Below are 20,127 nucleotides of genomic sequence, written 5' to 3'. Positions count from 1 at the left end.
GGCGGCTTCGCGATGACGTCGCGAACGGAAAACGTAGGGAATGGAAAAGCATGCGGCGGACCCGCGCTGGAAAGCGCGGGTCCGCCGTTTCAGTCGAGAGGGGCTCGCCGCCTCGTAAGCGCGGCGCAGCGGGTTGCGGACGGGACGGACGACGTCGGCGCCGCGCCCCCGCCGACGTGCAGTCCACAGCCATGTGGAATCGGCATTCCGCGCCGGTTCCAAGAATCGCCCGGGCGGCCGCGGCCGCCCCTTACGCTTGGAGAATTAGTGAAGAGCTCCGTCGAGAATCTCGATCCCACCAAGGTCAAGCTGACCGTTGAGGTGCCGTTCGAGGAGTTCAAACCCGCCATCGATACGGCAGCCAAGGAGATCGGCAAGCAGGTCAACATCCCCGGCTTCCGGCGCGGCCACATTCCGGCCCGCGTCATTGAAGCCCAGTTCGGACGCGGCGTCATCGTCGAGGAGGCGGTCAACAGCTCGCTCGACCGCTATTACGGCGCCGCTGTCGAAGAGAATTCGCTTCACCCCATGTCCCGCCCGGAGGTCGATGTCACCTCTGTTCCCGCAGAGAAAGGCTCTACCGAGGATCTCGTCTTCACCGTGACCGTCGAGGTGCGCCCCGAGATCGCCATTCCGGATCCTTCCTCGTTCACGATTGCCGTCGACGCCGTGGAGGTCGGCGAGGAGGACGTCGAGGAGCGTCTCACCGCTTTGCGCGAGCGTTTCGGCACTCTCAAGGCAGTTGAGCGCGCAGCGAAGGACGGCGATTACGTCACGGTCGACATGGTCGCGAAGATCGACGGCGGGGAGGTCGACTCGGTCTCCGGAGTCTCCTACAAGATCGGCTCGGGCACGATGGTCGATGGCATCGACGCCGCCCTCACCGGCTTGAAAGCAGGGGAATCCGCGACGTTCACGACCGAGCTGGCCGGCGGCGAGCACGAGGGCGAGGAAGCCGAAGTGACCGTTGTCGCCAACGACGTCAAAGAATCCGAGCTCCCGGAGGCCGACGACGATTTTGCCCAGCTCGCTTCCGAATTCGACACCATTGAGGAGCTGCGCGAGGATTTGCGCGGCGAAGTTGCGAAGGCCAAAGCCTCCGCCCAGGTTTACGCGGCGCGAGACCTTTTGAGCGAGAAGTTGCGCGACGCCGTCGACGTCCCGCTGCCCAAGGGGGCGCTCGAGGAGGAAGTCGTCCGCCACCTCGAGATGGAGGGCAAGGAGCTCGGCGACGAGCACGAGCCCGAGGCGCGCGCGGAGTCCGAGCGCCTCATGCGCGACCAACTGCTTCTCGATGTCCTCGCCGAGGCCTTCGCCATCGACATCGAGCAAAACGAGCTCTTCAGCTTCATGGTTCAGCAGGCGCAGGCTTACGGCATGGATCCCAATGAGTTCATCCAGGCCGCCGCTCAGGCGAACCAGGTCAGCTCGTTCGCGGCCGAGCTCGCGCGCGGCAAGGCGCTGATCGCCTATCTCCGCCTCGTCGACGTCGTCGATTCCAACGGCGAGGCGGTCGACGTCGCCGCCGTCGTCGGCGAAGCCCCCGAGGGCCAGCCGACCCCCGAGTTCGGTGGAAAAGCCTCCAAGGCCCCGGAGCCTTTCGACCCGGCTTCGGCGAAAATCGACGATGTGCTCGCCTACGTCGCAACGGCGGACGACGCCGAGAAGGCGCGCATCGTCGAGGCCGAGAAGGCGGGCAAGGCTCGCAAGACGCTGCTCGAAAAGCTCGAAGGCTGACTCTTCGGGGACGGAGTTTAGGCTCCGTCCCCGAAGGCCATGCGCCTACAGCGAAAAGGCTCCATCCGGCGGTGAATCGAGGGCCGCGACCGGCTATCGTCGAGGGGTAACAACGGCCGGGAACCACCCGGATGAGGAAGGACGACGCGTGAGCACTACGCCCGCTATGAAGGGACAGACGCCGCAGCACGGCAGTCTGGAGGAGTCTGTCTACAACCGGCTCCTCAAGGAGCGAATCATCTGGCTTGGCGAGGAAGTCCGCGAGGACAACGCGAACATCATCTGCGCCCAGATGCTGCTTTTGGCCGCCGAGGACCCGGAGAAGGACATTTACCTTTACATCAATTCCCCCGGCGGCTCGGTGACCGCAGGCATGGCGATCTACGACACCATGCAGTTCATCCAGCCCGACGTGGTGACGGTGGGCATGGGAATGGCGGCGTCGATGGGCCAGTTCCTTCTGTCGGCTGGGGCGAAAGGGAAGCGGTACATCACGCCCCACGCCCGCGTGCTCTTGCACCAGCCGCTCGGAGGCGCCGGCGGAACGGCCACGGACATTCGCATCAACGCCGATCTCATTTTGCAGATGAAGAGGGAGCTCGCCGAAATCACCGCCGAGGCCACGGGAAAGACGCCCGAGCAGGTCATCGAAGACGGCGACCGCGACCATTGGTTCAACGCGCAAGAGGCCCTCGAATACGGTTTCGTCGACCGCATAGTCTCCAGCGCCAATGCCATCGGCGGATCGAACGAGGAATGAGAGTCCAGCGAGGAATGAGGATCGACGGAGAAATGAGCAATATGAACTCTCCACACTTTTCGGGCTTGGCGCCGGCCATGCCGTCCGCCCGTTACGTCCTGCCCAATTTCGAGGAGCGCACGCCCTACGGGTACAAGAGGCAGGATCCGTACGCCAAGCTTTTCGAGGACCGAATCATCTTTCTCGGCGTCCAGGTCGATGACGCGTCCGCTGACGACATCATGGCTCAGCTTCTCGTCCTTGAGTCCCAGGACCCCGATTCGCCCATCACGATGTACATCAATTCGCCGGGCGGATCCTTCACGGCGCTGACCGCGATTTACGACACGATGCAGTACATCAAGCCGCAGATACAGACGGTGTGCCTGGGCCAGGCGGCGTCGGCCGCGGCCGTTTTGCTCGCAGCGGGCTCGCCCGGGCGGCGCCTCGCGCTGCCGAATGCGCGCGTTCTCATACATGAGCCCGCCATGGAGGGAATGCAGGGGCAGGCATCGGACATCGCGATCGTCGCCGACGAGCTCGAGCGGATGAACAATTGGCTGTGCGACACGCTTTCGCATCATTCCGGCAAGCCCGCCGACGAGATCAAAAACGACATCAAGCGAGACAAGATTCTCACCGCCAACGAGGCCAAAGAGTACGGACTGGTCGATCAGGTCCTCACCTCGCGCAAGGCGCCGTCGGGAAGCTGACTGTCTCTAAATCCTCGCCGAGAAGCGAGAGGGCTCGAACTTCTGCCCTTCGCTTCTCGGCGTATCCTTTCCACACGGCGGCAATCCCGTGATAGCCTCACCTAGCGAGGTATCACGATAGCCTCGACACATATGGAGGAGTTTGGATGGCACGCACCGTAGACGCGGCGGACACTCTCAAGTGCTCGTTCTGTCAGAAAAGTCAGCGGCAGGTGAGGAAGCTCATCACGGGATCCGGCGTCTATATATGCAATGAATGCGTCGATCTGTGCAACGACATCATCGCCGAGGAGCTCGCACAGGACGAAAGCTCGGATTTTTCGCTTGATGCGCTGCCAAAGCCCAGGGAGATTTACGAGTTTCTCAATGAGTACGTCATCGGGCAGGATACGGCGAAGCGGACGCTCGCCGTCGCGGTGTACAACCACTATAAGCGCATCCGCGCCCAGGGCGGGCCGAAGCGCTCCCAAGACGAAGAGGTCCAGATCGGAAAATCCAATATTCTGCTTCTCGGACCGACAGGCACCGGAAAGACGTATCTGGCTCAGTCCCTCGCCCGAATGCTCGACGTTCCATTCGCCATAGCCGACGCCACGGCGCTGACCGAGGCCGGATATGTGGGCGAAGACGTCGAGAATATACTCCTCAAACTCATTCAGGCCGCCGACGACGACGTCAAGCGGGCCGAGGTCGGCATCATCTACATTGACGAGATCGACAAAATCTCACGCAAATCCGAGAATCCTTCGATCACCCGGGACGTTTCGGGCGAGGGCGTGCAGCAGGCCCTTCTCAAAATCATCGAGGGAACCGTAGCCTCGGTGCCGCCGCAGGGAGGGCGGAAGCATCCGCAGCAGGAGTACCTGCAACTGGACACGTCGAACATCCTCTTCATCTGCGCGGGCGCCTTTGCGGGAATGGAAGAGATCATCTCCTCTCGCACGGGCAGGCGCGGGATCGGCTTCGGTTCGGAGCTGCACATCGCCGACAACGGGGCCGAGGTGCTGAGCGAGGCCACGCCGGAGGACCTTCACAAGTTCGGGCTGATTCCTGAGCTTGTGGGGCGCCTGCCTGTCGTCGCTGCTACGGAGGAGCTGACCGAAGGCGATCTCATCCGCATCCTCACCGAGCCGAAGAACGCCCTTGTGCGCCAGTATGAGCGGATGTTCGAACTCGACGGGGTTCGGCTCCAAATCGACGGCGAAGCCCTGCACGAGATCGCGCGCGAAGCCATCGCGCGGGGGACGGGCGCACGCGGCCTTCGCTCTATTATGGAGAGCCTGCTCAAAGAAGCGATGTTCGAGGTCCCCTCGCGCAGCGACGTCGAGAAGATCGTTTTCGACGCCGCCGCGGTCAAGGGAGGCGGAGAGCCCACGCTCGTGCTCAAGAAGGCAAAGAGCGCCTGATGGAGATCTCAGACGACGAAGCGCGTGAGCTTCTGAAGGGGCATCGCCGAACGATTGACAACCTTGACGCCGCACTCGTCCACATTCTTGCGGAGCGTTTCCGCTGCACGCAGCAAGTCGGCAGACTCAAAGCCATGAACTCGATGCCGCCTTCGGATCCCGAGCGTGAGGAGCAGCAGATCCGCCGCCTGAGAAAGCTGGCGGCGGACGCCGGGCTCGACCCGGTTTTCGCCGAGAAGTTCCTCCGCTTCGTCGTCTCCGAGGTGATCCGCCACCACGAGCGGATCGCCGACGAGCTCTTCCACTAGCCCGCCGTGTAGATCCGCTCGATCTCCTCGTTGAAGTCTCGGATCACCGATGCGCGCTTGACCTTCATCGACGGCGTCATATACCCGTTGGCGACCGTGAAGTCGATGGGGAGGATCCTGAACTTGCGGATCGACTCGGCCCGGGAGACCGAATCGTTCGCGCGTTTGATCGCCCTGTCGATCGCGGCGAGAACCTGAGGGTCCTCGGCCGCCTCGCTCGCGCTCATTTCTGGAAGCCCGTGGTTTCTCAGCCAACCGGGCAGCATCTCGGAGTCCAACGTGACGAGGGCTCCAATAAAGGGCTTCTGGTCGCCGACGACGACCACCTGGGAAATCAGCGGATGGCCCCGCAGCCTGTCCTCGAGGACGGCGGGGGCGACGTTCTTGCCGCCGGCTGTGACGATCAGCTCCTTCTTGCGGCCGGTGATGAAGATGAATCCGTCGTCGTCGATCTCGCCCAAATCGCCGGTGCGGAACCACCCGTCTTCCGTGAAAGCGGCGGCCGTCGCCTCGGGGTTGTTGTTGTATCCGACGAAGATGTGGTCGCCTTTGCTGAGGATTTCGCCGTCGTCGTCCACGGACACATAGCAGCCGGGGTAGGCGGGGCCCACCGAGCCGATGCGCATGAAACGCGGAGTGTTGACGGAGGTCGGCGCGGACGTTTCGGTCAGCCCGTAGCCTTCGTAGACCTTGATGCCGACGCCGCGGAAGAAGTGGCCGAGGCGCGCTCCAAGCGGCGCGCCGCCTGAAATGCTGTTGCGCAGATTCCCTCCGAGGATCGAGCGGATCGAGGAGTAGACCAGGCGCTCGCCCAGGCGGTGCTCGGCCTTGAGGGCAAGCGAAGGCCCGCCCGGTTTGTCGAGCCCGCGCGAGTATTCGATCGCGACCTTGGCGAAGTGCCTGAAAAGCTTGAGTTTGAGGCCCTTGCCGGCCTTGGCGTCCGCCGCGTTGTAGATCTTTTCAAAGATCCGCGGGACGGCCAGGATATAGGTCGGACGGAAACTCTGGACGTCGGACACCAGGTTCTTGGCGTCCGGTGCGAACCCGGTGATGTTGCCCGAGTACATTGACATCAGGCAAATGAAGCGCGCGAAGACGTGAGCCATGGGAAGAGCCAGGAGGCTGCGCTGCATTCCGCCGATGATCTGCGAAAGGCTGTCGTCCAGGGGGCCGTTGATGGCCACGTGGAGGAGGTTGCGATGGCTCAGGCGCGCGCCCTTGGGAAGGCCGGTTGTGCCGGACGTGTAAATGATCGTGGCGAGGTCGTCGGCTGTGGTCGCGTCGATCCTCCGGTCGATCTCGGGATCGAACGCGAGGGAGCCCTTGGCTGAGATCTTTTCGACGGCGTTCTCCTCGATGACGTGGATCGCCTCGAAATGGTCCAGCTCTGAGAGCAGGGGAGCGAGGACGTCGCGGATCTGGGGGGTCTCCGCAATCGCCATTCTGCACTGCGAGTCTTTGACGATCCATCTGGCCTGATCGGTCGAATCGGTTTCGTAAATGGGGATGAGCTGCGCGCCCACGGCCCACGTCGCCTGATCGAAAAGTGCGAACTCGTATCGTGAATGGCTCATGATCGCGATATGGTCGTTGGGTTCGACGCCGAGGGCGAGCAGACCGCGCGCGAGCGCGCGAACTTCGGCGTAAAACTGGCGCCATGTCACTGGAACCCAGGTGTTGATGGAGGATTTGCGCTCAAATACGATCTGTTCGGCGCGATCGTGTGCGTGATTGCGCATGACCCACGGAATGGACATCGATTCGGTGATCGTGATCTTTCCGGCGCGATAGGCGGCCCGGCGGCCGTCGATTTCGACAACGTTGCTCATAGCATCCTTTCTACCCATCAGTAGGATAGCGGACTGTCGGGAAGTTTGCTTCCAGCCTAGCGAAGATGAGGCTATTTGGCGGGCCCTTGCTTCTCAAGCCTTCTGTGCCGAGGCGGGCTTCTTAGGCTCTGGCGGGTCCAGCTGATAGGAGACGACCGCCACCGGCGCATCGCCCTCCACCGAGCGGGCGCTGAGATCGCCGCGGACGTGCGCTGCTCGCACGAGATCGGCGTGCACCGCGTCAAGCCGGGCGCGGTCGGCCTCGGCCACCTCGATGGAGACCGCGGCGTACGTCGTGCGCTGGGAGACCTTGTTCTCCGACTTCACTTTCCGCAGTGCGGTCAAAGCCTCGCCCGCGACCCGCAGAATCTCGGCGTCCGCGCCCGCGGCCGCGGCGCGCAAGGGCTCCGAGCTCGGCCAAGCGGCGCGATGGACCGAGCCCGTGCGGAACCAGCTCCACACTTCCTCCGTGGCGTAGGGAATGAACGGCGCAAGGAGCCGCAGGAAAACGTCCACGGCCACGTTGAGGGCAACCCGTGCGGATCGCGCCGAAGGGTCCTCCGAGTAGGCGCGGTCCTTCACGAGCTCCAGATAATCGTCGCAGAAGGACCAGAAGCAGGACTCGGCAAGTTCGAGCGCGCGGGTGTGGTCGTAGGCGTCGAAGGAGGCGGTCGCCTCATCGACGACGTCGGCGAGGCCCGCGAGGACGGCGCGGTCCGCCGGCTCGGTCACGGCGGCGACGTCGACGTCCGCAGGCGCCCCCTCGCCGCCCATCGACAGGGCGAACTTCGAGGCGTTGAGAACCTTCATCGCCAGACGGCGCCCGATCTTCATCTGCTGTTCGTCGAAGGTCGCGTCCACGCCCAGGCGCGCGCTCGCGGCCCAGTAGCGCACCGCGTCCGACCCGTGCTTTTCGAGCAGGGCCATAGGGGTTACCACATTGCCCTTGGACTTGGACATCTTCTTCCGGTCGGGATCCAGGATCCACCCGGAGATCGCGGCGTGCCTCCAGGGGTTCTCCCCGAACTCCAGGTGGGCGCGCACCATCGAGGAGAAAAGCCACGTGCGGATGATGTCCTGGCCCTGCGGGCGCACGTCCATCGGGTAGACGCGCGAGAACAGGTCCTCGTCGGTCAGCCAGCCGCCCGCGATCTGGGGGCTGAGAGAGGACGTGGCCCACGTGTCCATGATGTCGATCTCGCCGACGAAGCCTCCCGGCTCGCCGCGCTGATCCTCGCTGAAGCCTTCGGGGACGTCCGACGAGGGGTCGACGGGCAGGCGCTCGACGTCGGGCACGATGACGTCGTCGTAGTCGACTTCCCCGGACTCGCGCACCCGATACCACAGCGGGATCGGCACGCCGAAAAAGCGCTGGCGGGAGATGAGCCAGTCGGTGTTGAGGCCGCCGACCCAGTTGTCGTAGCGCACGTGCATGAAATCGGGGTGGAAGGCGAGCTCGTTTCCGGCCGCGATGAGGTTCTCGCGCAGCTGCCTGCCGTTGGCTTCGGTGTGGTCGCGCCCGCCGTTGCGGATGTACCACTGGCGCGACGTGACGATCTCCAGCGGCTTGTCGCCCTTCTCAAAGAAATTCGTCATGCGGGAGGTGGACTTGGGCTCGCCGAGCATCTCGCCGCTGTCGGTCAGCGCCTCGACGAGCGCCTTCCGGGCGGAGAAAGCCGTTTTCCCGGCCATGGCCTCGTAGGCGGCGACGCCGCGTTCGGACGCAATCCACTCCGGCGTCTGCGCGACGATGCGGCCGTCTTTGCCGAGCACCGAACGCATGGGCAGGTCCAGCTCGCGCCACCACACGACGTCGGTCAGATCGCCAAAGGTGCAGCACATGGCGATTCCCGCGCCCTTATCAGCTTCGGCCGCAGGGTGGGCGAGGACGGGAAGCTCGACGTCGAAGATCGGGGACGTCACGGTTGTGCCGAAGAGGTGGCTGTAGCGTTCGTCGTCGGGGTGCGCGATGAGGGCGACGCAGGCGGGAAGCAGCTCCGGCCGCGTGGTTTCGATGACGACGTCGCCGCCCTCGCCGTGGAACGCGAGCGAGTGATAGGCGCCGGGGTACTCGCGGGCCTCCAGCTCCGCCTGGGCGACGGCCGTTTGGAAGGTCACGTCCCACAGCCCGGGAGCCTGAGCCTGATAGGCCTCGCCGCGTTCGAGGTTCCGCAGGAACCCAGCCTGGGCGATCTTCTGGGCCTTCGCTCCGATCGTCTGATAGTGCTGGCTCCAATCGACCGAGAGGCCCAGGTAGCGCCAGAGCGCCTCGAACTGCGCCTCGTCCTCCTCGGTCAGCTTCCAGCACAGCTCAATGAAATTGCGCCGCGAGATCGGTGCCTGGTCGGCGTATTTGATCGACTTGCCGTCGCCGCCGTCGTGAGGAGGGACGAAATCGGGGTCGTAGGGCAGCGACGGGTCGCAGCGCACGCCGTAGTAGTTCTGCACGCGCCGCTCGGTGGGCAGGCCGTTGTCGTCCCAGCCCATCGGGTAAAAGACCGACTTGCCGCGCATACGCTGGTAGCGCGCCATCGTGTCGGTGTGAGTGTAGGAGAAGACGTGGCCCACGTGCAGGGAACCGGACACGGTGGGCGGGGGAGTGTCGATCGAGTAGACGTTCTCGCGGGTCGCGGTGCGGTCGAAGGCGTACGTGCCGTCTTCTTGCCAGCGCCTTCCCCAGCGGTTTTCGAGGCCCTCGAGGCTGGCCTTGCCGGGAACCTCCACGCGCTCGCGAAGCTCGCCCCCGAGATTGGCCGCCTTGAATTCGTCTGTCGATTTCGTCATAGGCTCTATTCTTCCATGAACGGTTGAACTTGGCGCATGTGAGGGCTGTTGGCGGCGCGCGTTGTTCGCCACGTCGCGGGAGCCTCGAGGGGCGGGACGGCAATCGGTCCGCGGTGGAAGTTCAAGGTCTTCTCTCGTAGAAATACTTCATTACCCACACTCTTTCGGTGATTCTACAAAGTTAGATAATTCCGATATTTCTCTTAGAAATAAAGCTATTGACTTACCTAGCGAGAATTGAGAGTATTGCGTCATAAGAAGAAATACTTCTGCATTTACAGAACTAGAGAACTGGAGTCGCCTCCGATGCTCCGCTACTTCACTGTGGCCAACTGGAAGTCGGTCTACGAGCCCGTGGAATTCTCGTTAGTGGCAACGCAGGAAAGGCAGCACGGCGAACGCCTCTCTCGTGTTGGGCGCTCGCGGGTTCTGCCCGTCGCGACCATCTATGGTGCCAACGCCTCCGGCAAATCGGTGTTTATCGACGCCCTTGCCGCGCTTCAGGAGATCGTTCTCAAAGCGCGAAATGCGGATGACGAGCTTCCTATTGTTCCTCATCTGTCGCGAGGGGCCGACGAGCCGACAAAGTTCGAGATTGAGTTCTCCGTTGAGCTTGACGCTTCAAACGGAAAGAGGCGTGAGGAGACGCTGATCTACGAACTCCGCGTCGATAGTGAGAAGGTGCTTGAAGAATCGCTTCTTCGGGTGCGTTCTCAGAACGAGGTCGTCATATTCGAGCGTGAAGACGACAGAATCGAACTCTATGAGGAGCTGGAGGGGGACGACGTCGCCGAAGCGCTCGCGAAGACGGTGGTCATCAGGCCGAATGCAACGTTCCTTGGGGAGCTGGGCGACCGATACGCCTCTAAGCCGCAGGAGAACCTCATTGCGGTCGCACGCAACTGGTTTGCTGAAAAGCTGCGCGTCATCGGGCCTCGTTCGAGTGCAATGGAACTGCCGTTGCGCGTCCTCGCCGATGACAGTTTCGCGCAGACTATCGGCGAATTGCTCTCGTGGGCGGACACCGGGATCGCGGATGTCGGCTTTGAGGAGATCCCCCGTCGTGCGTTGGGAATCCCGTCACGTATCGAGGAACGCATAAGGAAAGATCTCGCTTCCGAAGGGGGGAAATTCCTTGTTGGCACCAGATTCGATAGAGATCAGGTTGTTCTCGAGTTGGACGATTCCGGCCAATTGAAGGCTCAAAGACTCGTCGCGGTCCATCATGACCCAAATGGAAAGGAGTTCACTCTTGGTTTTGGCGATGAATCCGATGGAACTGTCCGTTTTCTCAACCTTCTACATATGTTGATTCAGCTTCGGGATTCTAAAAGCGATGTTGTCTTCGTTGTAGACGAGATTGAGAATTCCATGCATCCGAAGCTGACCGAAGCTCTTATTCGCTCGTTTTTTGGCAGTTTGTCAACGGACGGAGTCAGCCGCAGACAGCTCGTCTTCTCGACGCATGAGCTGCAGCTCTTGCGCTCGGACCTTCTGCGCCGCGACGAGATATGGCTGGCGGACAAAGACGACGCGCAAACACGGCTGACGCGATTGTCCGAATTTTCGGAGGACGGAGTTCGTAAAGATGCGGATTGGCTGGGCTTCTACATGTCCGGCAGGCTCGGCGGCGTTCCCAGGGTGTGACAATTTTATAGGAAGCAAACATGGCGAAGAAGTCTAAGGTCCGCCCCCGTCGTGAGCGTCGTGAGCGAACGGGGACAAAAAGGCCCAAGCCCCTCGTCGTTTTTTGCGTCGAGGGGCAGTCGGAGGAATCGTACATCAAAGCGTTGAGGGAGTTTCGCTACAACAACGAGATCGCATTCCAGTTCCTTAACGAGCGAGGAACTTCTCTGAAGAACCTCATGGAGGCCTGCCGTCAGGCAGTGAAAAATCCAGATTTGCGCGAATGCGCCGCGTACTGGATCGTCTGCGACGTCGATCGCAATAGGGACCATGCCGATGATCTCGACGGGTGGCTGCAAGAGGCAAGGAACAGAATCGCACTGTCCAACCCTTGTCTGGAGTACTGGCTCCTTCTCCACTTCACCTCTTCGCCGAAGTGTTCAAATGCGAAGGCGGCTCTAGATAAACTCCGGCAACATTGGCCTGAGTACAAGAAGGGACTGCAACCATTCAAGAGATTCGAAGAGATCGTCGGGAAGACCGAGGGTGCCGTGAGGTGTGAAACAGCAAGGCAAAAATCGATGGAGCGAAAGCCGAGTGTCTGGCCCGACGTTCCGGGATCTCGGATGCCCGAACTCATTGCGTGGCTTGATAGGCTGACCGAAGGAGCCGTCAAGGCCTAGCGTCAGATTTAGTTGCCAAGCTCGAAGGAGTCGACAGGGTCGAGAAGCCGGCAGAGTCTAGTCAAAACTGCCCGCCGGTCACAAGAATCGCCGCCGCGAAGACCGCGTAGAACAGGCCGATCGAGACGAGGTAGGCGCGCTCGGGCAGTCCGAAGCATCTGTTGCGAAGGCGCGGCAGCATCGCGCACATCAGCACGACGAGGGAAACGAGCGCCGCATAATAGAGCCCGTTGGCCGCCGCGGCCAAAACGCCGCCTTCGGGCGCGATGAGCCGCCGAATGTTTCCCGCTAGGCTGAAGGCGATCGCGAACCATCCGATCGCAAGGGCGTAGTGCGCCGCGCCTATTGGCGTGAGCCGCTGCCCCTCCAACGTCGTCGGGAACGCCGGGAGAATCGCGAAGATCGCAGCGAGAACCAGCAAAAGGACGGTCGCGGCGCCGCTGTAGTCCCAGCCGCGAAGGCCGTGCGCGGCGCCGGCCAGGGCAAGCCAAGTCGCGGACGTTAGCCACGTCGTCGCCGTTGCGAGCCTGCGCGTGGGGCCGACGGCGTAGTCGCTCACCGCGTGCCGAACAGGGCTGTAAGGGCTTTCGACCGTATGAAGGCGGATGAAGAGGGCGAATCGAATGATCGTGAGAATGAGTGCGAGGGAAGACAATGCGGTTGTCATGGTCCGTTCCTGAGTTATCCGTTTTTGAGTTCGTTGTGTATTGATCGAATGGTTTGCGCGAGGCGAAGCGGGTTGAAGCCGAGCCTACGCACGACGTCGTCGAAGGCCCCGCCCAGTGCGTGCGACGCTTTTCCCCGCAGCAGCTCACCGTTTTCCGTGAGTTGGAGTCGGCGCACGTTTCCGCTGCCTTTTTCCGCCAGGTCCGCCGTGTGGCCGTCGGCGATAAGGCGGCGGACGAGGGCCGAGCAGGAGGCCTCGGTTATGCCGAGCGCCCGCGCCAGCTCGGCGCCGGAGACCCCCGGGTGCTCGCCGACGATCTCCAAAGCCAGGTATCTGTTGTACGTCAAGTTCAGTGGGCGGAGCATGCGTTCCGCCTGTCGGTCAAGGGTTCGCACGAGGTCGTGAAGTTCGTAAGCGAGGTCCACGGTTAGTATCTTAGGCTCCTAAGTTAGTGGTTGGCAAGTGCGGGCGTTGGGGAGTTTGCGTGCTCATGGCTGCGGGGCCGACCCGGGCCCTGGCGGCAGGCATGCCTCAGAGGCGAACGGTTTCCGGCGACGGTCGCACCCTGGCGGCGAACGGTTTCCGGCGACGAATGCACCCTGGCGGCGAATTGGGTTCCGGCGGCGAATTGGGTTTCAGCGGCGGACCCGCGCCCGGGAAAATGCGAGAAAGGGCGGCCGCTGCATCATTCCCCTGCTTTTGGCCGCCTGCACCCTAGCCGAGCAGTTCCTTGTCACGGTCGATGGATGCCTGGACGCCCCGCACCACCGCGGCCCCGAAGCCGGCCTGCTCCAGCTCCACCACGCCCGCGACGGTGGTTCCGCCGGGGGATTGCACGGCGTCGGCGAGAGAGGCGGCGCTCGCTCCGTCGTCGAGCTTCGCGAGCAAAAGCCTCGCGGCGCCGTACACGGCCTGGGCCGCGATGCGGGTCGCGGACGCCTTGGGCAGTCCGTTTTTCACGGCCGCCCTCGCCATGGCGTCGATGTAACCGAAGGTGAAGGCCGGCGAACATCCCGCGATGGCGCTGAACGCCGAAAAATCGTTCTCGGCCATCGGCTCGGCGATGCCGATCGAGGCGAGGACGTCTGCGACGTCGTCAGCGCGCGGCTCGGCGGCTGGATTGCAAGCGTAGGCGGTGACGGAAGCGCCGACGGCGGCGGCCATATTCGGCATCGTCCGCACGACCGGCTGGCCCGGCTCCAGGCGGGACTCGAGGAATTCGATTGGAGTTCCGGCCGCCACGGAGACGATGACGCTTCCGCGCCTTGCGGCGGCCTTTCGGATCTCGTCGAGCACGCCGCCGACCGCAAAGGGTTTGACGGCCACGACGACGATCGCGCCGTCGCCCGCCCTCTCAACCAGATCGACGTTCGAATACGCCAGCTTCGCGCCGGTTTCGCGTACGAATCGGGCGTTTGCCTCGACGTCCGCAGAATAGACGACTAGCTCGCCCGGCGCGGCGCCCGCCGCGATGAGCCCGCGGGCGATCGCTCCGCCCATGGCGCCGATGCCGATGATGCCGATCATAAATGTCCTTCCGCCGGTTGTCCTGTTTCCGTCAATCCTATTGCAATGCGGCTATTCCGTGCCGCTTGGCCTGGTCGTGTGCATTCGTGCCGTCCGGCTCGGTTGCCCGTATTCGTGCCGCTTGGCCCGGTGCGGTTCTGGCTGGTCATCCGCATCCGTTCCGGACGGCCCGGTGCGGTTTGGACCGGCCCGGCATTCGTGCCGCTTGGCGCGGTGCCGTCCGGCCCGATCATCCGCGTCCGTGCCGCCCGGTCTGATGGAAGCCTGGAAGCGGAAGGCGCATCACAAGTCGGCCCGAAGGCCGGTGCGAAACACCGCGCATAGCGGGGAAGCCGGATGCGGGACGCTGGGATTGACGGGTGCGAGACAATGGACCCACCCGGCAAGCGGGCACAAGCTTCGAAGCGAAAGGGGAGACATGGCACACGGAAATGCAGCGGCACGGGGAAGGACGATCGTGACGGGAGCGTCCACCGGCATCGGCGAGGCGACGGTTCGAAGGCTCGTCGCCGAGGGGTTCGACGTCCTCGCCACGGCGAGGCGCGAGGAACGCCTTCGGGAGCTCTCGCGCCAAACGGGATGCGATTGCCACGCGGCCGATCTGACCGACGAGGCAGACGTCGCACGCCTCGTCGAGTACGCGGCTTCGCGAGGAGGGGTGACCGGGCTCGTCAACAACGCGGGCGGGGCCATCGGCGTCGATTCAGTTGCCGAAGGCGATCCCGCCGCCTGGCTCGGCATGTACGAGAAGAACGTGCTGGCGACCCTCAGGCTGACAAAGGGGCTTTTGCCGCACCTGCGCGAGGCGGGCGGCGACGTCGTCTTCGTGACGTCGATGGCGGCCTTCGAAATCTATCCCGGCGGAGCCGGCTACGTGGCCGCCAAGCACGCCGAACGGGTGCTGGCCAGAACCCTTCGCCTCGAGCTCTTGGGCGAGCCGGTCCGAGTCGTCGAGGTCGCCCCCGGGCTTGTGAAAACGGAGGAGTTCTCGCTCAACCGCCTGGGCGACGCGAGGCGGGCGCAAGCTGTCTACGCGGGCGTCGAAGGGCCCCTCGTGGCTGACGACGTCGCCGACGTCATCGCCTGGGCCCTGACCCGTCCGCCTCATGTCAACATCGACCTGGTGCGGGTGATGCCGCGCAACCAGTCAGACGCGCGCACGCTTGTGCGCAATTCCGACGCCGACGGCGCATTGCCCGTTTCGTCGCTCCAAGTCGATTCCTCGGGCGAGGACCGGTTTGGCAAAACGCGTTGATCCGAGCGCGCCGCCCCGATACGCCTGATCCGATAGGGCTGGTTGGGGCGCTGCAGAGGAGGATTTTCGCGCCCCCGCTGCGTTTGATCCTCGATCCCGTTCGTTCGCGCGGGCGCTGCGACGCAGCATGAGGAGCCTCCCGCGACGCCTGAAGGGCGCTCTTCTCGCCTGGGCGACGCGTGGCGCGCCCAATCTTGCCGTTTCGGCGGCGAAAGCCTCGCGTTCGGCCGGGCCTGTTCTTCGGGAAGCGGTGCGGGCGGCAAAGGGCCCCGCCCTAAACGGACGGGGCCCGAGGCAATGGACTTTCAGACGTCGACTGGACTGTCAAACGCCCGCTGTTTTGTCAGGCACAGATTTGCCTGTCAGATCTTGTTCAGAAGATTCTTGAGGGTCGGCCACATATGGGTGTCGCGGGTGACGGCGTCCTCGTAGAAGTACCACCAGAAGTAGCCTCCGACGTACCTGCTGCCCACGGCCTCAGTCAGCTCGTTGTGCATGCCGTAGTACCGCTTGGCGATGCGCTTCTTGGTCGCGAGGTCGGATTCGGCCTTCTCGTCGTCCGGGCCGTTGGCGGCGATCTCGCCGATTCCAAGCTTCGCCGACGGGAAGGTCTTGCCCAGGCTCTTCAGCGTCTCAGCAAGGTCGCTGGAGCTCGGCTGCTGCGCGGGGTTGCAGGAGAACTCGTAGACGGACAGGAACATGTAGTCGACCTGGTGCAGCTTTTCCGGCATGGTGCCGACGTAGGAGTCGAGGTTCTCCCAAGACTTCTCGTAGCAGCCCCTGTGAGACCAGTAGTTGAGCGTGATCGCCGTCCGCCCTCCGTGGCGCTTGACCACGTCGTACGTCGCCTCGACCTTCTGGTTGATTTCCTGCGGGGAGCTGCCGAGCCACGAACCGTTGAGCTCGTTGCCGACCTCCCAGATGTCGACCTTGTCGCCAAAGGATTGGATCGCTTCCTCGGTGAGGTTGCTAAGCGACTCGGCGCTTGCGGGCGCCCAGTTGTTGGCGTCGAGGATCTCAACCATGATGTAGGCATGCGGGCGGAGAGTCTCGATGGCCTGCTTGTACTCGTCCATGCTGACATTGGGGCGGATCACCACGCGCACGGTCAGCTTCTTTTCACTCGAGCGAATCACGGACAGGGTCTGATCGATGTCCTTGATCGAGGTGATGGTGATCCCGCGCAGTGGAGCCTGGGGGGCGCTGGCTTGATGCTGCCCGTTGCCCGAATTGTCGCCGTCGGAATTGTCCCCGTTCCCGTCGCCGTCGGAATTGTCTCCGTTCTCGTCGAAGTCGTTCCCGTCGTCGTCGGAGTCCTCATCGTCGGAATCGTCGTCTCCCTTGGAAAGAACGTTCGCGGAAGCGAGCTTATGAAGCGAATTCGAAGTGGAAGAGGCTTCGGAAAGCGAAGAGGTGTCGTTTGTCTTGTTTTGATTGTCAGCAGAATCTTGTGCCGCAGAGAAACCCGTGCAAAGCGGTACAGTCAGTGCAAGGGCTGCAAGTGCGGTGTGTAAGCGTGCTTTTTTGTGTTGCATACTGCGATTGTGTAGCATTATTCGATTAAGTCAAAGGCCTGGAGGCGGTGTCTTTCTACCCATGCCCTCGGCATAAGCTTGGAATGGCGGGGATATGTTCCCCTTTTCTCCAGAGTGTGGCCTTCGTCCACTATTTACAAAAACGAAACTGTCTGCTACGGAAAAGTAATATGACATCCGTGGATCGGCCTTGGATTTGGGCGCAGTCCGGTTGGATGTCCCGCCCAATCCCTGCTATCATCTTTACCATCCCAAGCGGAATTTCACGCCTCCCTTGGGTATCCTCTCCGTGGCTGTGGAATTTCACGCCTCCCTTTCCACGCCACGGGCGCGCAACCAACACTCGCGGTGGCGGTTGGCGACGAGGAAGTCGGCGCGCCCGCACGGTTGCGAGCGGTGCGCGCCGTCGTCGCCTGTGGAGCCTTCGGGCGACGACGAATGGCCTTAAGGCGACGTTGAATGGCCGGAGCTGACCTCCCGGAGTCGGCTCTCGCCTTGACGAGCAACCCCGACCCTTGCCTCGGCGGGCGGCGTTCGTGGGCCGGCGGGGCAGGCTCCGTGGGTTTGCGGCTTGATCCGTTTTGCTTCATCGAATTCTGGGCGTCGTCGCAGGCCTTCAGGAAGCCGTGATCCCCCTATGGGCTGATCGGTGCTCAGCTTGCCATATGCGCGCACCGGCGCGGCTGCGATTCGCTGCGGGCGGCTGAAACGCGTGATTTCCAGGAGCGTGTTTTGGCCAGTTTCAGCGGGTGGGACTACGACCTTCCCTTCCTACTCAGGTTGTATGTTTGCGCCGAAAATCCTGGAAATGCGGTGTTATCGTGTCTGGGTAACTTACCGACCGGGCCCGCTGAGATGCACAGGCCCGGGCTTTTCAGCGAAAGGCAAACAATGGGCACAAAGAAAAAGGGGAGGCTCACCGCCCCTGCCCGAGCGTTCGGCGTGATTGCCGCCTCCGCCCTCTCTTTGGGCGCGCTCGTCATTCCCGGTGGGAACGCGGCGCATGCGGACCCCGCCACCGGCAATGAAACAACCGGGGGAACGGCGGATTCTCAGCGAACCGTTTCCATCGGCGGCATCGTTTCTTCGGGTCTCGGCGGCATAGTCGCCCCGGGGGCCTCCGACGCAAAGGCGACGCCTTCGGCCAAGCAAAGCGCTGCGGGGAAGAAAGCGGGAACTGCAACCTCGGCCGCTTCAAAGTCCGGCGCCGGCGCAAGGCCCGTCGCATCCGCAGGGACGACGGCGCCCGCCCGCGCCAAAGCGCCCGCGAAAGCGGCGGCTTCGGCCCCGACCGCAGCAGCGTCGACGGCATCCGGGAACCGCCCCGCGGCGACGGCAAAGAACAAGCCCGCTGAAGCGACCGGCGAATTCACCGTCGTCAAGAACGTGTACTCGGCGCCGAATTTCGTGGCGCCCTCGACTTTCACCGTCAATTACGTCTGCCGCAATGCGGCAGGGGCGACGACGAAGGAAGACGCGCTCAAACTGACGCCGGGCGTCCCTGTGAGGGTCGCGGACGTCCCCGAGGGGACCTGCACGATGACCGAGCAGGACGCCTCCGTTCCGAACGCTTACTGGCGCTACGATATCGTCGCGTCCACCAGCCCCGCCCCGCCGCCTCCCGGCGGCCGCAGCCCCCAGTCCGTCCCGCAGGCCGGTCAAAGCAACAAGGCTCAGCAATCGACCGATTTCCCGATTGTTGCGAACCGACCGGTGGGAGTGCGAGTGAATAACTTCTATCGCCCGTACAGCGGCGTCGTGTCCATCTCCAAAGAAGTCCTCGGAGATGGGGCCAAGCTCGCCCCTGCGACTTTCGAGTACGAGTATTCGTGCACGGACAACGACGGCAAAGTGCTTTCCAGCGGCACGGTGAAGGTCGAGCCCGGCAAAGAAGTCAAGATCGACAAGCTTGGCGGCGACCGCTGCAAGGTGACTGAGAAAGACGCCAGCGTAACCGGAGCTACGCTCGCCGTGGAAATGTCCCAGGAGCGCAAGTGCAAGGCCCCTCCGCCCGGACAGGCACCTCAGAGCCGTCCGGCGTCGGTCGCCAAGACGGCTTCCTCCGCCCCGGCAAAGCGGGCCTCGGCTTCCAAGGCCGCATCCCGCGCGTCGTCGGCGAAAAAGGCCGAAGTGGACGTCACAGCCCGCTCGATCGAATTCAACTTCCCCGTCGGGCCGGCGCCGTGTGAAATCCATGTCAAAGCGAAGAACACCTACACCATGGACTACGCCTCGTTCTCCGTGGCGAAGAAGATAGAAGCCCCCGAAGGCCTCAATCTTTCCGCGAAGAAGTTCGTCTTCGGCTACACCTGCAAGCCGACCGGAGAAGACGAGGTCAAAGGCAAGCTGGAGGTCTCCGGAGACGGGACCGCGACGCCGCTGGGCAAACAGCTTCCGGTGGGAACCTCCTGCACCGTGACCGAAGACGAAACTTCGGCGCAAAACGGCGATTACACAGTCAAAATCGCCGAGCCTCAGACCTTCACCTTGGAGGAGAAGGACGCCGTCAAGGCCCTGACATTCACGAACGTCTACACCAAGCCGGCACCTTCTCCGTCCCCGTCACCGTCGCCTTCGGATGCCCCGACGCCGTCGCCTTCGGATGCCCCGTCACCGACGCCGTCCGTCACATCGACGCCGTCGCCTTCGACCACCCCTTCGGTGACGCCTTCGGCAACTCCTTCGAAGCCGGTTGCTGATCCGTCGAAGCCGGTCGCCGGGCCCTCGAAGCCGGTTGCTGATCCGTCGAAGCCGGTTCCGCCGATGTCAAAGGCTGGAAAGCCCGTTCCTCCGAAGGCCGCCAAGTCAATTGCGCCGAAGGTCGAGCAGAAGGCGGCCAATCGCGGAAAGTCCCTTCCCAACACCGGAGCCTCGGTTGCCGGAATGGCGGCCGTCGCACTGATCGCCGCAGCGGGAGGCATCCTCATCCTTCGTCGAAAGAAGGCATGACCCTCCTGTGAGAGCCGGGGCTGAAAAGCTGCGGCTTTGGAGACGGCTCCCGTAAAACGGCTGGGGGCTTGAACCCTTCCTCTACGTCCCCCGAGGATCGACAGGCGCGATAAGTCCGCCCTGTCTATCCTCGGGGGACGCCTTTGTCCTTTTCCGGGAAGGGCCGACAAGCCTTCGCGGTTTCCTGGCGAAGCTTCCGGCCAGGGGAGAAGGTTTCCAACGTCACTTCTCCGCCTCCTTTCGATCTGCCGAAAACATCGCTAGAATAAACTCTCGCGTTGACCCGGCTATCACCGGCGAGCTCCCGGAAGAACCGGAAGGAACATCGCCCTTCGAAATGTAGTCTTCGAAGTTCAATGTTTCCGTCCC

16 protein-coding genes are annotated in these 20,127 nt (G+C 63.0%); 10 read left to right on the top strand and 6 right to left on the bottom strand.

Translation table 11 applies throughout. The annotated features are described in order from the left end of the window. Positions 1-267 precede the first annotated feature (267 nt). The 5 genes from tig to ACO48X_RS02535 all read left to right on the top strand — a co-directional run bounded on the left by tig (position 268) and on the right by ACO48X_RS02535 (position 4,903). On the top strand, positions 268-1,737 hold the full coding sequence (gene tig, locus ACO48X_RS02555) for a trigger factor (protein WP_485000244.1): 1,470 nt from the start codon (positions 268-270) through the stop codon (positions 1,735-1,737). Between the two features lie 166 nt (positions 1,738-1,903). After that, positions 1,904-2,497 (top strand): ClpP family protease, encoded by a 594-nt coding sequence (locus ACO48X_RS02550; protein WP_485000282.1) that lies wholly within the window; start codon positions 1,904-1,906, stop codon positions 2,495-2,497. A gap of 14 nt (positions 2,498-2,511) precedes the next feature. After that, positions 2,512-3,189 (top strand): ATP-dependent Clp protease proteolytic subunit, encoded by a 678-nt coding sequence (locus ACO48X_RS02545; protein ID WP_485000280.1) that lies wholly within the window; start codon positions 2,512-2,514, stop codon positions 3,187-3,189. Positions 3,190-3,335: 146 nt separating this feature from the next. Beyond that, the gene (gene clpX, locus ACO48X_RS02540; protein WP_485000242.1) at positions 3,336-4,595 is read left to right on the top strand and encodes an ATP-dependent Clp protease ATP-binding subunit ClpX; all 1,260 of its coding nucleotides are present in this window, start codon (positions 3,336-3,338) and stop codon (positions 4,593-4,595) included. Next, a complete protein-coding gene (locus ACO48X_RS02535) occupies positions 4,595-4,903 on the top strand; it encodes a chorismate mutase (RefSeq protein WP_485000240.1) in 309 nt (102 codons plus the stop codon). The genes clpX and ACO48X_RS02535 overlap by 1 nt, the downstream gene beginning before the upstream one ends. On the opposite strand, the gene ACO48X_RS02530 is transcribed toward ACO48X_RS02535, so the two are convergent. Together ACO48X_RS02530 and valS are read right to left on the bottom strand one after the other, a co-directional pair. Then, positions 4,900-6,732 (bottom strand): AMP-dependent synthetase/ligase, encoded by a 1,833-nt coding sequence (locus ACO48X_RS02530; RefSeq protein WP_485000238.1) that lies wholly within the window; start codon positions 6,730-6,732, stop codon positions 4,900-4,902. The two genes, ACO48X_RS02535 and ACO48X_RS02530, sit on opposite strands and share 4 nt — an antisense overlap. A gap of 93 nt (positions 6,733-6,825) precedes the next feature. Continuing rightward, entirely contained in the window at positions 6,826-9,516 is a 2,691-nt protein-coding gene (valS, locus tag ACO48X_RS02525; RefSeq protein WP_485000236.1) for a valine--tRNA ligase, read from the bottom strand. A 306-nt stretch (positions 9,517-9,822) separates the two neighbouring features. Between valS and ACO48X_RS02520 the strand changes: the two genes are divergently transcribed. Continuing rightward, complete coding sequence (locus ACO48X_RS02520) at positions 9,823-11,163, top strand: AAA family ATPase (RefSeq protein ID WP_485000234.1); 1,341 nt, start codon at positions 9,823-9,825, stop codon at positions 11,161-11,163. A 20-nt stretch (positions 11,164-11,183) separates the two neighbouring features. Then, positions 11,184-11,825 carry an RloB family protein gene (locus tag ACO48X_RS02515; RefSeq protein WP_485000232.1) on the top strand — a complete coding sequence of 214 codons (642 nt, stop codon included), beginning with the start codon at positions 11,184-11,186 and terminating at the stop codon, positions 11,823-11,825. Between the two features lie 61 nt (positions 11,826-11,886). On the opposite strand, the gene ACO48X_RS02510 is transcribed toward ACO48X_RS02515, so the two are convergent. The 3 genes from ACO48X_RS02510 to proC form a co-directional block, all read right to left on the bottom strand. Then, positions 11,887-12,492, bottom strand: a complete 606-nt coding sequence (locus ACO48X_RS02510) for a DUF998 domain-containing protein (RefSeq protein WP_485000230.1) — start codon at positions 12,490-12,492, stop codon at positions 11,887-11,889. A gap of 14 nt (positions 12,493-12,506) precedes the next feature. After that, the gene (locus ACO48X_RS02505) at positions 12,507-12,917 is read right to left on the bottom strand and encodes a MarR family winged helix-turn-helix transcriptional regulator (RefSeq protein ID WP_485000228.1); all 411 of its coding nucleotides are present in this window, start codon (positions 12,915-12,917) and stop codon (positions 12,507-12,509) included. Between the two features lie 289 nt (positions 12,918-13,206). Next, positions 13,207-14,019 (bottom strand): pyrroline-5-carboxylate reductase, encoded by an 813-nt coding sequence (proC, locus tag ACO48X_RS02500; protein WP_485000226.1) that lies wholly within the window; start codon positions 14,017-14,019, stop codon positions 13,207-13,209. Positions 14,020-14,437: 418 nt separating this feature from the next. Here proC and ACO48X_RS02495 point away from each other — a divergent pair, with 418 nt between their 5' ends. Further along, positions 14,438-15,274 (top strand): SDR family oxidoreductase, encoded by an 837-nt coding sequence (locus tag ACO48X_RS02495; protein WP_485000224.1) that lies wholly within the window; start codon positions 14,438-14,440, stop codon positions 15,272-15,274. A 362-nt stretch (positions 15,275-15,636) separates the two neighbouring features. Here the strand turns inward: ACO48X_RS02495 and ACO48X_RS02490 are convergent, their stop codons facing one another. Further along, entirely contained in the window at positions 15,637-16,809 is a 1,173-nt protein-coding gene (locus ACO48X_RS02490; protein ID WP_485000222.1) for a Tat pathway signal sequence, read from the bottom strand. Positions 16,810-17,268: 459 nt separating this feature from the next. On the opposite strand from ACO48X_RS02490, the gene ACO48X_RS02485 reads away from it, so the two are divergent. Then, positions 17,269-17,439, top strand: coding sequence for a hypothetical protein (locus tag ACO48X_RS02485; RefSeq protein ID WP_485000220.1), 171 nt, complete (start codon positions 17,269-17,271; stop codon positions 17,437-17,439). A 261-nt stretch (positions 17,440-17,700) separates the two neighbouring features. After that, positions 17,701-19,758 (top strand): DUF5979 domain-containing protein, encoded by a 2,058-nt coding sequence (locus ACO48X_RS02480; RefSeq protein ID WP_485000218.1) that lies wholly within the window; start codon positions 17,701-17,703, stop codon positions 19,756-19,758. Positions 19,759-20,127: the final 369 nt, after the last annotated feature.

The sequence above is a fragment of the Peptidiphaga sp. genome (assembly GCF_057238965.1).
Note: the sequence above shows the minus strand (reverse complement) of the source record. Positions and strands in the feature narration are given on the sequence as shown.